We start from the raw sequence: 14,454 nt of genomic DNA on the forward strand, positions 1-14,454 counted from the left end.
GCGGACAACCGCCCCTCAATCGGCCGATGAGCGATACGGCATCCGAATCACGCAGCAACGCCACCGAATACACGGTGAGCGAGATCTCCGGCGCGCTGAAGCGCACGGTGGAGGACGCGTTCGGCAATGTGCGGGTGCGCGGCGAGATTTCCGGCTACCGCGGGCCACATTCGTCCGGCCATGCCTATTTCGCGCTGAAGGACGAGCGCGCGCGGCTCGACGCCGTGGTGTGGAAGACCACGATGAGCCGGCTGAAATTCCGTCCCGAGGAAGGGATGGAGGTGATCGCCACCGGCAAGCTGACGACCTATCCGGGCAAGTCCAACTACCAGATCGTCATCGACAATCTGGAACCGGCCGGCGCCGGCGCGCTAATGGCGCTGCTGGAAGAGCGCAAGCGCCGGCTGCAAGCCGAAGGCCTGTTCGATGCCGGCCGCAAGCGGCGGCTGCCGTTCATGCCCGGCGTCATCGGCGTCGTCACCTCGCCGACCGGCTCGGTGATCCGCGACATCATCCACCGCATCAAGGACCGCTTCCCGCTCACTGTGCTGGTCTGGCCGGTCAGGGTGCAGGGCGAAACCGCGGGCGCCGAAGTGACAGCCGCGGTCAACGGCTTCAACGCGCTCTCCCGGGATGGCGCCATCCCCCACCCCGACCTGCTCATCGTGGCGCGCGGCGGCGGCAGCCTGGAGGACCTCTGGGGTTTCAACGACGAGGCGCTGGCGCGCGCGGTGGCCGCCTCGCGCATCCCGGTGATTTCCGCCGTCGGACACGAGACGGACTGGACGCTGATCGATCTCGTGTCCGACATAAGGGCGCCGACGCCGACGGGTGCCGCCGAGATCGCCGTGCCGGTCAAGGCCGACCTGGAAGCGACGCTGGCCAGCCTTGGCGCGCGGCTCAAGGCAGCCGCCTCGCGCAATTTCGAACGCAAGCGCCAGGCGGTGCGCGCGGCGGCCCGGGCGCTGCCCTCGCCCGATCAGTTGCTGGCGCTGCCGCGCCGGCGCTTCGACGAGGCGACGAGCCGGCTCGGCCGGGCGCTGACGGTGAGCATCGAGCGCAAGCGCGCAAGGCTGGAGCGGCAGCGGCTGACGCCCGCCACATTGTCCCGCCGCATCAACGAGGCGCGCACCCTGACCGGCCGCGACCTCGCCCGCGCGCAGGCAGCCTTCTTTGCCATCGTTCGCGAAAGGCGAGCACGGTTCAAGCGCACCGCGGCACGGCTGTCTCCGGCGCCGATCGCCAGGCGGCAGAAGGTGCAGGCCGATGCGCTCGCCGGACTGACGCGCCGCCAGGACCATGCGATCGCGAGACGGCTGGACCGGTTGCGCGCGAGACTGACCCAGGCCGACCGGCTGCTGGCGACGCTGTCGCACAAGGCGGTGCTGGCGCGCGGCTTCGCGCTGGTCAAGGATGCCGAGGGCGCGGTCATCAAGCTGGCGGCGGATGTATCGCCGGGGGCAGCGCTTTCGCTGGAATTCGCCGACGGCAGCGCCGATGCTGTTGCAATCGGCGGCGGCGCGCGGCCGAAGGCGACGGCCAAGCCGGCCGCCAAACCTAGAGAGCCGGGCAATCAAGGTTCGTTGTTCTAGCGCGGTCCAGCGTTTCATGGAATCGCTGGCCCACCCTAAGTATTTGTTTTGACGCAAATTCCGGACGGAAAACCGCTACGCACCTTTCCTGGAATTGCTAAGGTACGGCATGACCGCACATGATCCGCATCTTCTGACGCCCTCCGGCAAACCGCGCGCCCGCGCTTTCGGCATCGGCTTCGACGGCATGCCGGGCGAGCTCAACGCCATCACCGACGTGCCGGGCGTCTCGGTGGGCTATGCGACGCTGATCTCGGGCGACGGGGCGCTGGTCGTCGGCAAAGGGCCGGTGCGAACTGGCGTGACCGCCATCCTGCCCAGGCCACGGGTCGAGCTCGCCACGCCAGTCCTTGCCGGCGTCTTCAGCCAGAACGGCAATGGCGAGCTGACGGGATCGCACATCATCGAGGAGACCGGCGCCTTCAATTTCCCGGTCACCATCACCAACACGCATTCCTGCGGCGTCACCCGCGACGGCACCCTGCGCTGGATGCATAAGGTGCTGCCGGCCGCGCTCGACAGCGCCTGGGGCTTGCCGGTGGCGGCGGAGACCTATGATGGCTTCCTCAACGACATCAACGGACATCATGTCACTTTCGACCACGTTGCCGGCGCCCTGGACGGAGCGACCACTGGCGCCATCGAGGAAGGCAGCGTCGGCGGCGGCACCGGTATGATCAGCTTTGGCTTCAAGGCGGGATCCGGCACCGCCTCGCGCGTCGTCGCATGGCAGGACAGGCGTTATACGCTGGGTGTGTTCGTGCAGGCGAATTTCGGCAAGCGGCACAATTTCACCCTGCGCGGCCAGCGCGTCGGGCCGGATTTGGCCGAGCCGGCGATCCGCGAGGGCACACCCCGCGCCGAAAAGGGTTCGATCATCGCCATCGTTGCCACCGATGCGCCGTTCCTGTCGCATCAGATGAAGCGGCTGGCGAGGCGCGTGCCGCTCGGCATCGCCATGACCGGCGGCTACGGCTACCACAGTTCCGGTGACATTTTTCTTGCCTTCTCGACCGCAAATCCGGAAGCGGCGCTGGCGCCGTCAGGTCGGATCGCCCGCGCCGATTTCATCCCGGATGTCGATATCGATCCGTTCTTCGACGCGGTGGTGCAAGGGGTGGAGGAAGCGATCCTCAATGCGCTGGTCGCCAATGAGGACATGAGCGGGCGCGACGGCAATTTCGTGCCGGCGCTGCCAAAAGCGTGGCTAAGCGAGAGATTTGGGTAGAGCCGGCGGAGGCCAAGAACAACCGCCGGATCGCAATTCCTGTCCTGCCGGCTTTCGCCGGGACCGGCGCCTTATTCGGACGGCTTGTCGTCCGATTTCGTCTCGTGCTCGCTGGCCTCGGCCGCCTCTTCGAGGCGCGACGCGATCAATTCCTTGATATCGCCGACCTCTTCCTGAATCTCCTCCAGCAGAATGCCTTCCTCGGCCGCCTTGGCCGCGCATTCCCTGGCGAGAGCCTCGGCCTGCGTCTCGATCTTTACCGGCGAGTGCTGGCAATGAACTTTCTCGCCAATCCAACCCTGCAAGAACTCGATCGCATGTTCACTCATACTGCTTTTCCCTAACGGCTATGCCGGTTGGTAATCATAAACGTCGGCACCCCGCAAAAGATGCATACCCCTATTGCAGCCGAGTCGCGCCCGGCCGGCAAGCCGGTCTTGTCCGAGGTCCACAGCGTGCGGGAAGGGGGAAGGTTCAAGGAACACGTTCTGATCGTTGAGGATGATGGTGGCGGTGGCTGGGATACCCAGCATCATACTATTGTTTCTATTTTGCTTTTCCGGTTTTCGGACCGATTTGCATCACAATAGGTGTCAGCACATTCGCGGCGCCGTCGACCACCCAATGGCTGGGGCGCGTCGCCGAGGCCGCCGGTATATAGTGATATCCTCATGCGATGTCGACTCTCCTGGTTCCGGTGCTTCTTTCCGCCGCAACGAGGGGTCCGCCTGGGTTGGCCGTCGGCATCGACCCGGATGTTGTGCGGCGTGTGCCGCGCATCCTTCCTAGCGCTCGAAAGGCTCTCCCAGCGAAGCCACGCCGTTGAGCTTGAGCAGGCGCCGGTTCGAAGAGATGATGCCAAGCACGATGACGGTCACGAGATAAGGCAGGCTCGACAGAAGTTGCGAGGAAACGTCCAGCCCGGTCGCCTGGGCCGCCAGGCTTGCCAGGGACACGGCGCCGAAGAGGCACGCACCGAGAAAGATGCGGCTGGTGAGCCAGGTGCCGAAGACGACGAGGGCAATCGCTATCCAGCCGCGCCCGGCGATCATGCCATCGGCCCACAGCGGCGTGTAGACCACGGCCGCGTAGGCGCCGGCGAACCCCGCCAGCACGCCTCCAAAGGCGACGGCGGCGAAGCGCACGGCGATCACCGGATAGCCGAGCGCATGGGCCGCCTTGGGGTTCTCGCCGACGGCGCGGACGACGAGGCCGGTCTTGGTGTAGGCGAACATCGCCCAGATGGCGACGGTCGCGACAAGCGAAAGCCACACGACAACGTCCTGGACGAACAGGCCGCCGAAGACCGGGATATCCGAAAGCCATGGCAGCGAAAGCTTCGGAAGCCCCTTGACCGTGAGGCTCTCATAACTCTTGCCGAACAACGCCGAGAGGCCCTGGCCGAGTATGCCTATGGCGAGTCCCACCGCGACCTGGTTGGCGCGGAATCCCAGCGCGATGACGGCAAAGACAAGGGAAAGCGCAGCGCTGGCGAGGCCCGCGGCGACGAAACCGAGGAGATGCCCGCCGCCGTGATAGACGACGATGAAGGCGATGACCGCGCCGAGGGCCATCAGTCCCTCCACGCCGAGATTGAGGACGCCGGCCCGCTCGGCCACCAGTTCGCCGAGCGCCGCCAGAAGGAACGGCGTAGCCGCCGCCAGCATCCCGGCGACGATGAACTCGATGGCGTTCATGACGTGCGTCCGTGGGCGGCATGGCGCCAGACGAGCCGGTAGCGGACGAAGGCGATGGCGACGAGATAGGCGAGCAGCAGGCTGCCCTGGAAGACCCGGACCGCGGCAACCGGCAGGTTTGCCGAGACCATGGCGTTGTCGCCACCGATATAGAGGGCCGCCATGAGCAGCGCGGAAAAGACGATGCCGATCGGGTGAAGGCCACCGAGATAGGCGACGATGATGGCGGCATAGCCGTAGCCGGTCGAGATGGAGCGCTGCAACTGGCCAAGCGGACCTGCCACCTCGGCGGCTCCGGCGAGGCCTGCCGCGAAGCCGCCGATGAGCAGCGACAGCCAGATCGCGCGTCCTTCGTTGAAGCCGGCGTATCCGGCTGCGTGCGGCGCGAGGCCGCCGACCTGCAGCTTGTAGCCCGCGAAACTCCTCTGCATGAAAACCCAGGCCGCGATGGAGAACGCGCCGGCGACAAGCAGTGAGACGTTGACACGGGTGCCGGGGATCAGGAGCGGCACCATCGCGTCATACTGGAACATCACCGATTGCGGGAAGTTGAAGCCGTTCGGGTCCTTCCAGGGTCCGAGAAGCAGGTAGTTGAGGACTTGCGCCGCAACGAACGCCAGCATGAGTGACACGAGAATCTCGTTGGCGTTGAGCCTCACGCGCCAGAAGGCCGTGAGCGACGCCCACAGCGCGCCACCCAACGCACCGATGACGAGCATCGAGGGCCAGATCCACTGGCCTGTGGCCTGCGGGAACCAGATGGGAATGGCCGATGCGAAGATCGCGCCGAGGATGAACTGGCCCTCGGCGCCGATGTTGAAGACCTTGGCGCGAAAGCCAATCGCAAGCCCCTGCGCGATCAGCAGGAGCGGTCCGGTCTTCAGCAGGACTTCCGAGAACGAGGCCCAGGACAGGAAAGGCTCCAGAAGCATCGCGTGGAAAACGGCGACCGGATCGCGGCCCATCAGCAGGTAGAGGCCGAGATTGAGGAGCGTCGCAAGACCGAGCGCCGCGGGCGCGGCGACCAGCTTCATGGCAAGCGAGGCATGCTCCCGGCGAACCAGAACGGGAAGGAACGGCAGAGCGCTCATGCAGGGACCTTCCCGGCCGTCGAATGCGCGCCGATCATGTAGCGACCTATCTCCTCGGGCCTGGTATCGCGCGTCACCAGCGGCGGGCTCAGCCGGCCCTGATGGATCACCTGGATCGAATCGCAGAGTTCGAACAGTTCCTCCAGTTCCTCCGAAATGACGAGGATGGCCATGCCTTCGTTGCGCAGGGCGACGAGGCGCCGGCGGATGGCGGAGGCCGCGCCGATGTCGACGCCCCAGGTGGGTTGCGCCACGAACAGCAATTTCGGGGACAGCATGATCTCGCGGCCGACGATGAACTTTTGCAGATTGCCGCCCGAAAGAGCGCCGGCCTCCGCTTCGGAACCGGGTGTGCGCACGTCGTATTGCCGGATGCAGTCCTCGGTGAAAGCCTTGGCCCGGGCCGTGTCGACAAGGCCGCGTTTCAAAAGGCCGAACGGATGGGCGGTCAGAAGGCTGTTGAGGGCGAGCGACATCTCCGGCACCGCGCCGCGGCCGAGCCTTTCCTCCGGAACGAAAGCGAAGCCCAGCCGGCGGCGGGCCGCCGCATCGAGCGCGCCGACATCCTTTCCCATCATGTAGATGCGATCGGACTTCTCGCGCGGCAGAACCGTTTCGCCTGAAATCAGCGCTGCGAGTTCGCTCTGTCCGTTGCCCGATATGCCCGCGATGCCGAGGATCTCGCCGGCCCGGACCGTCAGACTGACGTCGCTAAGCGACGCGGCGAAGGGATCGTCCGGCTGATGGTCGAGGCCGATGATCTCGAGGCGCTTTTCTCCGCCGGAATGCGCCAGCGCCGGCATGGGCTGCGGCATGTCGCGGCCGATCATCATACGGGCGAGGTCGTGCGTGTCATGGTCGCGCGGGTCAACATGGCCGGTGACGCGCCCGCTGCGCAGGATGGTCGCGCGGTCGCAGACCGCGCGGATCTCCTCCAGCTTGTGGGAGATGAACAGGATGGAAACCCCGCCGTCGCGCAGCCGCCGCAAGGTCTCGAACAGCTTACCCACCGATTGCGGCGGCAGGACGGAGGTCGGTTCGTCGAGGATCAGGAGCTGGGGTTCGGTCATCAGGCAGCGGATGATTTCCACCCGCTGCCGCTCCCCGACCGAGAGCGCGTGGACATGGGCGAGCGGATCGACCTCGAGTCCGAAGTCGCGGCCGAGGGTACGGATGCGCTCCGCAAGATCCGATTTGCCCCTCGGCACGACCAGCCGGATGTTCTCCACCACCGTCAGCGTCTCGAACAGGGAGAAATGCTGGAACACCATGCCGATCCCCTTGCGCCTCGCATCCGCGGGGGACGCGAGGGCCAGGGGTTCTCCTTTCCAGCTCACCGTTCCGGCGTCCGGCTGCTCGACGCCGTAGATCAGCTTCATCAGCGTCGACTTGCCCGCTCCGTTTTCCCCGAGGATCGCGTGGATCGAGCGGGGAGCCACGTCCAGATCGATGTCTCGATTGGCATGGATCTGGCCGTAGCTCTTGGAGATGCCGCGCAGCGACAGGAGCGGGACGGTCATGGTCACTTGGGCAGCGGCGTGGTGACACCCTTGACGTGCCAGTCCATGGCCACGATCTCGGCCACGGTCATCGTCTTGCCGGCGCCGACGGCCTCGCTGCCGTCGGCCTTGGCGATCGGGCCGGTAAAGGGCGAGAAGCTGCCGTCGGCGATCTTGGCTTCGACCTCCTTGATCTTGGTCATCATGTCGGCCGGGATGCCCGGGTTCCAGTCAACGACCTCGACCACCTTGTCGCCGACACCCAGGAAAGCGTTGGCGCCCTTGAAGTTGCCGGCGATGTGGGCGTCGACCGAGGCTTTGAAGAAGGGCGACCAGTCCGTCGCGACACAGCCGAGATAGGTCTTGGGCGCGTATTTCTTCATCGACGAGTTGAGGTTGAAGGCGGGGACGCCGGCTTCCTCGCAGGCCGAGACGACGGAAGGTGTGTCCTGCGCGTTGGAGAAGATCACGTCGCATTTCTGCGCCAGTAGCGCCTTGGCGGCCTCCTGCTCTTTGGCCGGATCGAACCAGGAGTTCACCCATACGACCGAAACCTCGACATCGGGCTTCACCGCCTGCGCTCCCAGCGTGAAAGCGTTGATGGAAGTGATCAGCTCGGGAATGGCGAAGGCGGAAACCGAGCCAAGCTTGCCGGTCTTGGAAAGCGCCGCCGCCGCCATGCCCATCAGGTAGGTCCCCTGGGAATATTGGGCCGCGAAGGGCGAGAAGTTCGGCGCCACCTGGAACCCGGAAGCATGCAGCACGGTGACGTCGGGATTGCGGCGCGCGATCTGCAGGGCGCCGTTCTGATAGCCGAAGGACCCTGCGATCAGGAACTTGTTCCCGTCGGCGACCGCCTTGTTCATGATCCGGTCGGCATCGGGTCCTTCCTGTATGTTCTCGATGATGGTCACCTTCACCTTGTCGCCATAGGCCGCCTTCACCGGTTCGAGCCCGTCGGCGAGCGCGCGACCCCAGCCGACATCGCCGACCGGCGACGGGACCACAAGCACGATGCCCAAAGGTTCGTCGGCGGCAAGCACGCGGCCGCCCAGCGTTGCGACGAGCCCGGAGGCGGCCGCGCCCTTCATCAATGTTCTGCGGGTCAGATTTATCAGCATGTCAGTTCCCCTTTGTTTTGGTTTCTAGAATTCCACGGTCGCGAGCGCCGCCTCGGCCTCTGCAAACAGCCGAGCCTCGTCGAGCCCCGGGAACTCGCCCTTGGCCCAGACGATGCGGCCGTTGATCATCGTCATGTCGGTCGGCGCGCTGATGCCCACCTTGGCCAGCAGGCTCAGCGGATCGTGCCGCGTGCCGACATAGTCCATGCGCCGCGTGTCGATGGCGAAAAGGTCGGCGGCCATGCCGGGCGCCAGCCTGCCGATGTCGCCGCGCCCGAGCAGCGCCGCGCCCCCGGTCGTCGCATAGCCGAGGAAATCGGTCGGTGGCGGAACCGGATGCTCGCGTGTCGACGCCGACAGGCATTGCAGCATGTAGGCGGAATGGATGCAGTGCATCAGGTTCGAATTGTCGTTCGAGGCGGCACCGTCGCAGCCCAGCCCCACATTGAGCCCGAAGGCCGACATCGCCGGGATGTCGGTGATTTCGGCGCCGACGAGATAGACCGGCTCCGGACAGTGCGCGACGCCGGTGCCGCTGGCGGCCATCTTGCGCAATTCGTCGTGGCTCAGCTCCCAGCAATGGGCATAGAAGGCATCGGGCCCGCAAAAGCCGATCTCCGCGCAATAGTCCACCGTGCGCATGCCGTGACGGGCCTCGATGACCGGGCTTTCGCCCTCGCCGACATGGGTATGCATACGCACTCCGCGGTCGCGCGCCAGCGCCACCGATTCCACGAACGTCTCGCGATAGCAGTTGACCGGTTGGCATGGCGCGACGGCAACCTGGCGCATGCTGAACGGGCCGGCATCATGGTAGGTGTCGATCAACCGGGCACAGTCGGCGATGAATTCGTCCGTCGTTTCCAGCATGGCGTCGGGGATGGTCGAGCCTTGCGATTTCGGCAGCGTGTTGCCGCCGCGTCCGGCATGGAAGCGCATGCCGAGGAGTTCGGCCGCTTCGAACTGCCGGTCGATCAGCCGTTTGCCGGCATGCCGCGGAAAGCAATACTGATGGTCGAATGCCGTCGTGCAGCCGTGCTTTATCAGCTCGGCCATCGCGGTCACCGACGCGTGGTAGAAGCATTCCTCGTTCAGCCGCGAGAAGATGGGATAGATCCGGTCGAGCCATTCGATGACCGACAGCTTCGTCCAGTCCAGATCGGCGCGGTTGCGCACGAAGCACTGAAAGAAGTGGTGATGGGTGTTGACGAGGCCGGGATAGACGAACCAGCCGGCGGCGTCCCGCGCGACGGTGCCGGCGGGCAGCTCGCCCTTGTCGAGGCCTTCTCCGATGGCCCGTATCGCCGGCCCGTCGGTCAGGACATCGACATTGCGCCGGACGCCGGGACCGTTGCCCTCGTCGACGATGACCGCAGCGCAGTTCTTCAGCAGATAGCCCGCCATGTCAGGCCTCGCCGACTTCTGGGACGGGCTCGGGCTTCAGCTCGTGCAGCCGGTGGATGCCGGGCATCTCGATGAAGCCCTCTATGGCGCGGATCGCCCGCGACCAGAGCCGGATCGCGGGATAGGGATCGAGCGAAACACCGCCGTCCGGCGCCAGCGCCACATAGGGAAAGCAGGCGATGTCGGCGATCGTCGGCCGGTCCGACGCAAGGAAGCGCTGGCCGCGGATATGCTGTTCGACGAGGCCGGCTTCCAGTTCCCGCAGGGCCGCTGTCCCCTGCCCCTGAAGGGCAGCGATATTGCCCGGACGCAGCAGCATCTCGTGCAGCCGCGCCGCCCCCAAGCTGGCGGTCAGCCGATGCGAGAAGGAAAGCCATTGCTGGACGCGCGCCGCCTGCCCGGGCGTGTCGTTGCCCAGCCATTGCGGCGGCGCCTTCGCGGCGAGGTAGACCAGCATGGCCGAGGATTCGGTCAGGACGAGGTCGCCATCCTCCAGGATCGGGATCGAACCCGCCGGGTTGAGCGCCATGAGCTCGGGACCGCGATGCTCGGCGCCGGGATGGAAGTCGACGGGGCGGATGTCGAGCGTCACCCCGGCCAGCGCAGCCATCAGCCGCACCTTGTAGCAACTCGGCGACAGCACGTAGTCGTAGAGCTTCATTGCGCCACCAGTTGCGCGCCGTAGGTGTAGCCATGGCGTTTCAGCCAGCGCCGGTAGGCAACCGAGGTGAGGTCGGCCCGCGTGGGAATCTCCATGCCGGGATCGAGTGGCAGCAGCCCCGGAATCTGGTTCTCGAGGATCGACCGGTCCTGAACGAAGATCGTCTGCTGGAAATGGATCAGGTCCGTCATCGGTGTATCGTCGTCGAACAGCGCCATCCATGGCCAGACATCGCACAGGTCTTCGGCAAGTGGCTGCACGAACAGCGTGATGACGTCCCATTCACCCGGGCGCGGCGGGCAGGTCTTGTAGAGGATCGAGCAGGTCGGCGCGGGCACGCGATACATGTATTCCGTGGTTATGCCGCCTTCCGCCGACTTGGCGGCCTGCGGCTGGTAGAACTTCACCTGGGTCGCCCAAACCTCGTCTTCGTCCTCGCGGATCTCGACCTTGTAGTTCTGGACCTCGGTATGCGGTTCGGCCCCCAATATGTCGGTATGCACGAAAGGAAAATGCGCGATGTCCAGGAAGTTCTCCACCGCGCGCAACGGCGAGCAGCGCACGCGCACCACCCCGACATCGACAAGCCGGCGGCCGGGCTGATCGGCCTCGGGGATCGCGAACAGCGGCTTTTGCGGGTCGCCAAGCGATGACCAGACATGGCCATAGCGGATGCAGGCCGGCAGCATGCGTCCGTTGGCGCCCGTGACCTTGGCGTTTCCGTCTTCGCCGCGCCTCACCACGATCGGCTCGCCCATCAGGGCCGTCTTGCGCCCATGCGCATCGAGCTGGCTGGCGAGGCCGACCGGATACCATTCGTCGATCATCGCGTTGCGGGTCATCGGGCGATCCCGGTCAGCGAAATATGCTCGGCCGCCCGCCGCAGTGCCTCGGCGGCCCTCGACGTGGCGATAAGCTCGGCCGGATTGCTGTCTTCGTCCACCAGAACATGCATCAGCGTGCGCGCTTGCCCTTCGGGGGCAAGCAGCAGGCGTATGGTCCGGCTATTGTGCGTGTAGTCGAGCAGGCCTTCGCCAATCTTCGTACCCGCGGCCGCCTCCAGCGCCGCGACATCCGCTTCCACCATCATGGAGCGCAGGGGGGCAAGGCCCTCGAACCGCGGCGGCCCGGCAGCGGGTTCGCCAACGGAAATCCATATGATGCCGCCGCCGTCCTCGACGGGCTGCGTCGCGACGCGGATCGTGTCCGGCGGCGTCAGTGCCGGATGGGCCGGGATGCGCAGGCAGTTTCCCGCCTGGGCATAGCTCCAGCCGTGATAAATGCAGGACAGGGTCTCACCGCGCACGAAGCCGTGGGAAAGGCGCATGCCGCGATGAGGGCATCGGTCGGCAAAGGCCGCCGCACGGCCGGAGTGGCTTCGCCAAAGGGCAATCGGTCCGGCTGGGGATTGCGCCGGCATTACGGTTCCCGCCGGCAGGTCCGCGGAGAGGGCAACAGGCATCCAAGAGCCGGTCGGATAGGGCGGCATACATCAACTTTCAAACGACACCAGCATCTTCCCGAGCGCGGCGTTGCGGTCAAGGATATGCTAATAAGCCTGGGTACGTTTGCACAACATTTCCTCACTGGCAACAATGGCCTAAAAAAGGTGCACGACACCTGTCAGGCAAGCCCCAGCGGCTGCAAACCTAGCCCGATTCGTTGTCGATCGGCGCCCGGCGAATGGCCTCGACCCAGACATCGATTGGTCCAAGAGAGCACCCCATCTCCATCATGTCGATGAGTTCGGCCGGACCGACAAGGTCGAGCTCGATACGGTCGGGACCGGCAACGCATATTGCCTGCGCGAGCCCGAGCTTGGCGGCATGACGCTCGATCCACGGAAGAAAGGATGCCGCCTCGACATCGCCGAGGATCGTCATGCGCTCCCGCGAAGACCGTCGATCCTGCTCGCTCATCGAGAAACCTCACGCTTCGTCCGCGACCGTCACCGCGAGGAAGGATACGACCGTTTCCATTGCTACACAAAAGTCCTGACGGGACGGCGCGCAGAAGCGTTGATGAGGCAACTTAACGACGCCAAAGCCGACGCTGCCAAGGCTGCTCGCCGACAGGATCGGCGGTAGCGTCAGACCGCGCTGGCGAAGCCATGCGGCCGCGTGAAGCACCTGCGAGGTGAGGAAGACCTACGCCATACTTCGCTGCAGGATTTCAGGGAAGGAAGCTAAATTTCGAGCGATCAGCGAGGATCCGGTACGTCTTGCGAGGGATCGTCCTCTCAGGGCTCGCAAACCTCACGCAGAGATCAGTGGAAGCTAAAAACAGCGGCCAAGGCGACAGCTGCGGCGGTCAGCGTCGTCAGGGGCCCCGCCACCTTCATCAGCTTGCCGCCACCTTCGTCGCCTCGCCTCAGCCGCGCCATGCCCCGCATGCTAAGGCCGATGGTTAGCACTATGACGGCGACGAGCGCCATCTTGAGCTCAAACCAGCCGTTGAGCCCTTCTATGCCGCCATACCTAAGCCACAGCAGAAGAGGCCCAGTGATCAGGAGCAGGATGAGGCCTGCACCTGCGATGCGACTGTAGATCATGGCCAGCGGCCACCAAGGCGCACGCTGGTCCGGCGTCGCGGCTATCAGGCGTGGGCCGACTTGCGACATTGCTATGCCGCCACCAATTCCCATCGCCAAAGCCATGAGGTGCAGCCAAAACAACAGATCGACAATGACAGGCATAGGCGGCTCGCCCCCCCAAATTACTTTAAGCGCTCTGGCCGGGCGCACTCTAGAGGCCTTTCTGGAACTGCTCAATTTGGACTGAATGCCCTCACCGCCGGGCCTAAAGGGCCTCATCGGCTGCCTTGAGTTAGCTGATCCGCCAGAAGCCGGGCAAGATGGTCGCGGCTCAAGCCTAACGTCTGCTTCAGAACCACCAGGAAGGCGCGCGGTCGTTCAGTCGGCAGGCCGCTCTCCTCTGCCTGACTGATTACCCCTAGCAGATGCTCGATCCGCTGCTCAATCTCGCGGATGTGCTCCTCGACTCTGGCGATGTCGTCCTCGATGCTCATGCCGCGATGATGGCGGCAGATGTGATCAAAAGCTAGGGTTGTCGCACTGGTCCCGTCCTGTTCCAACGGATGAACTCGACTTCTTCCCGGTGACTTCTCGCACGGTCTTCAACAGCGCCTCATGCAGAACCTGGAGCGAGCGATAGTGATCGCACTGCGGCGATATCAGCGGGCCGACGATGCTTAGATGCAGCCGCTCCGCTGCCGCCAGAAACTAGCCTTGTTGCTCCGGTGTTAGCTGCTTGGGTTTGTTGCGCCTAACCACTGCGACCTCCTTTTAGAGAAGTCGCCTCACTTAGGACTGATCCTATGCGGCTTCTGCACTGTAAAGCGGGCACATGCGGCGGACGCATTCCCGCAACGAAAGGGGCGGCCCGGCACTGTGGCGGGGTTGGGGCCAGAATGTGCCGAGCCTGACCGGCAAAGTGGGCTTGGGCGTGGGCCGGCTTCAAGAGTATATACGCGATTGCTAATATAAGCGGAACACAGCCGAATGAAGGATGCAGTTGAAAGGTGGAATGTGACCGCAGGGCATCGTTGGGTTCCGCTGCCATGGGCAGCCGGGTGCAGCCGCCAACCGGTATTCTTCACATGCATTCCCGACTACGAAGGCCTGCAGCGGGAGCGAATCGCGACTGGAAGCCGACTTTCAAGCGAGACTAAAACGAAGGATCACTTCGATGTGAAGCAGCGGTAGGCGCCGGGAACAGAGGCCGGTGGATCCACGTTTTTCCGGAAGGTCAAGGTGAATGACCTAACTACGGAGGAACAGTCAAATGAACATCAAGATGCTCACAATGGGCGCAATCGCGCTTGCGATGATGACAGGCTCAGCCCTCGCCGCCGGCAACACATCCGCACTCGACGATCCGGCAAAGATGTCGCCGTTCTTCACCGATGCCGGCATGAAAACGATGAAGTCCGAGGCAGACTTCAAGGCCGCATGGGCAGCCATGAAACCCGACGAACAGAAGGCGGTATTGAAAGACTGCGGCGACGCCACGCTCAACAAGTCGCATGCAGACTTCTGTGCGATGGCAAAGAAGATGGGCGGCTGAATCTAGGCTCAAGGCGGACTCGGGGTGGCCGGCGCTAGTATTTGAAACGGCGCAGGAACAAATTATATCGATCGCC

The 14,454-nt window shown here is 64.6% G+C and carries 15 protein-coding genes; 3 read left to right on the plus strand and 12 right to left on the minus strand.

The genetic code is table 11. The features are described 5' to 3' along the window. The first annotated feature begins 26 nt into the window (after window positions 1-26). Both xseA and JG743_RS27685 read left to right on the plus strand, forming a co-directional pair. The gene (xseA, locus tag JG743_RS27680) at window positions 27-1,592 is read left to right on the plus strand and encodes an exodeoxyribonuclease VII large subunit (RefSeq protein WP_202294926.1); all 1,566 of its coding nucleotides are present in this window, start codon (window positions 27-29) and stop codon (window positions 1,590-1,592) included. A gap of 109 nt (window positions 1,593-1,701) precedes the next feature. Further along, on the plus strand, window positions 1,702-2,820 hold the full coding sequence (locus JG743_RS27685) for a DmpA family aminopeptidase (RefSeq protein WP_202294929.1): 1,119 nt from the start codon (window positions 1,702-1,704) through the stop codon (window positions 2,818-2,820). Window positions 2,821-2,891: 71 nt separating this feature from the next. Here the strand turns inward: JG743_RS27685 and JG743_RS27690 are convergent, their stop codons facing one another. The 12 genes from JG743_RS27690 to JG743_RS27745 form a co-directional block, all read right to left on the minus strand. Beyond that, window positions 2,892-3,149: a DUF768 domain-containing protein gene (locus tag JG743_RS27690; protein WP_202294932.1), complete on the minus strand. Its 258-nt coding sequence runs from the start codon at window positions 3,147-3,149 to the stop codon at window positions 2,892-2,894. 456 nt (window positions 3,150-3,605) lie between these two features. Further along, a complete protein-coding gene (locus JG743_RS27695; protein WP_202294935.1) occupies window positions 3,606-4,517 on the minus strand; it encodes an ABC transporter permease in 912 nt (303 codons plus the stop codon). Beyond that, window positions 4,514-5,608, minus strand: a complete 1,095-nt coding sequence (locus JG743_RS27700) for an ABC transporter permease (RefSeq protein WP_202294938.1) — start codon at window positions 5,606-5,608, stop codon at window positions 4,514-4,516. The genes JG743_RS27695 and JG743_RS27700 overlap by 4 nt, the downstream gene beginning before the upstream one ends. Next, complete coding sequence (locus JG743_RS27705) at window positions 5,605-7,128, minus strand: ABC transporter ATP-binding protein (protein WP_202294941.1); 1,524 nt, start codon at window positions 7,126-7,128, stop codon at window positions 5,605-5,607. The genes JG743_RS27700 and JG743_RS27705 overlap by 4 nt, the downstream gene beginning before the upstream one ends. Window positions 7,129-7,130: 2 nt before the next feature. Beyond that, a complete protein-coding gene (locus JG743_RS27710; RefSeq protein ID WP_202303031.1) occupies window positions 7,131-8,225 on the minus strand; it encodes a BMP family ABC transporter substrate-binding protein in 1,095 nt (364 codons plus the stop codon). 27 nt (window positions 8,226-8,252) lie between these two features. Next, on the minus strand, window positions 8,253-9,632 hold the full coding sequence (locus JG743_RS27715; protein ID WP_202294944.1) for an amidohydrolase: 1,380 nt from the start codon (window positions 9,630-9,632) through the stop codon (window positions 8,253-8,255). Between the two features lies 1 nt (window position 9,633). Beyond that, a complete protein-coding gene (locus JG743_RS27720; RefSeq protein WP_202294947.1) occupies window positions 9,634-10,293 on the minus strand; it encodes a glutathione S-transferase family protein in 660 nt (219 codons plus the stop codon). Next, window positions 10,290-11,135, minus strand: a complete 846-nt coding sequence (locus JG743_RS27725) for an aromatic ring-hydroxylating oxygenase subunit alpha (protein ID WP_202294950.1) — start codon at window positions 11,133-11,135, stop codon at window positions 10,290-10,292. The genes JG743_RS27720 and JG743_RS27725 overlap by 4 nt, the downstream gene beginning before the upstream one ends. Continuing rightward, window positions 11,132-11,782, minus strand: a complete 651-nt coding sequence (locus JG743_RS27730; protein ID WP_202294953.1) for a Rieske 2Fe-2S domain-containing protein — start codon at window positions 11,780-11,782, stop codon at window positions 11,132-11,134. The genes JG743_RS27725 and JG743_RS27730 overlap by 4 nt, the downstream gene beginning before the upstream one ends. A gap of 160 nt (window positions 11,783-11,942) precedes the next feature. Further along, a complete protein-coding gene (locus JG743_RS27735; RefSeq protein WP_202294956.1) occupies window positions 11,943-12,212 on the minus strand; it encodes an acylphosphatase in 270 nt (89 codons plus the stop codon). A gap of 347 nt (window positions 12,213-12,559) precedes the next feature. Continuing rightward, the gene (locus JG743_RS27740; protein ID WP_202294959.1) at window positions 12,560-12,988 is read right to left on the minus strand and encodes a hypothetical protein; all 429 of its coding nucleotides are present in this window, start codon (window positions 12,986-12,988) and stop codon (window positions 12,560-12,562) included. Window positions 12,989-13,101: 113 nt separating this feature from the next. Further along, window positions 13,102-13,320, minus strand: coding sequence for a hypothetical protein (locus tag JG743_RS27745; protein WP_210388513.1), 219 nt, complete (start codon window positions 13,318-13,320; stop codon window positions 13,102-13,104). Window positions 13,321-14,096: 776 nt separating this feature from the next. Between JG743_RS27745 and JG743_RS27750 the strand changes: the two genes are divergently transcribed. Continuing rightward, window positions 14,097-14,378 (plus strand): hypothetical protein, encoded by a 282-nt coding sequence (locus tag JG743_RS27750; protein ID WP_202294966.1) that lies wholly within the window; start codon window positions 14,097-14,099, stop codon window positions 14,376-14,378. The last annotated feature ends 76 nt before the right edge of the window (window positions 14,379-14,454 follow it).

The sequence above is a fragment of the Mesorhizobium sp. 131-2-1 genome, from assembly GCF_016756535.1.
In the GTDB taxonomy this organism is placed as follows: domain Bacteria; phylum Pseudomonadota; class Alphaproteobacteria; order Rhizobiales; family Rhizobiaceae; genus Mesorhizobium.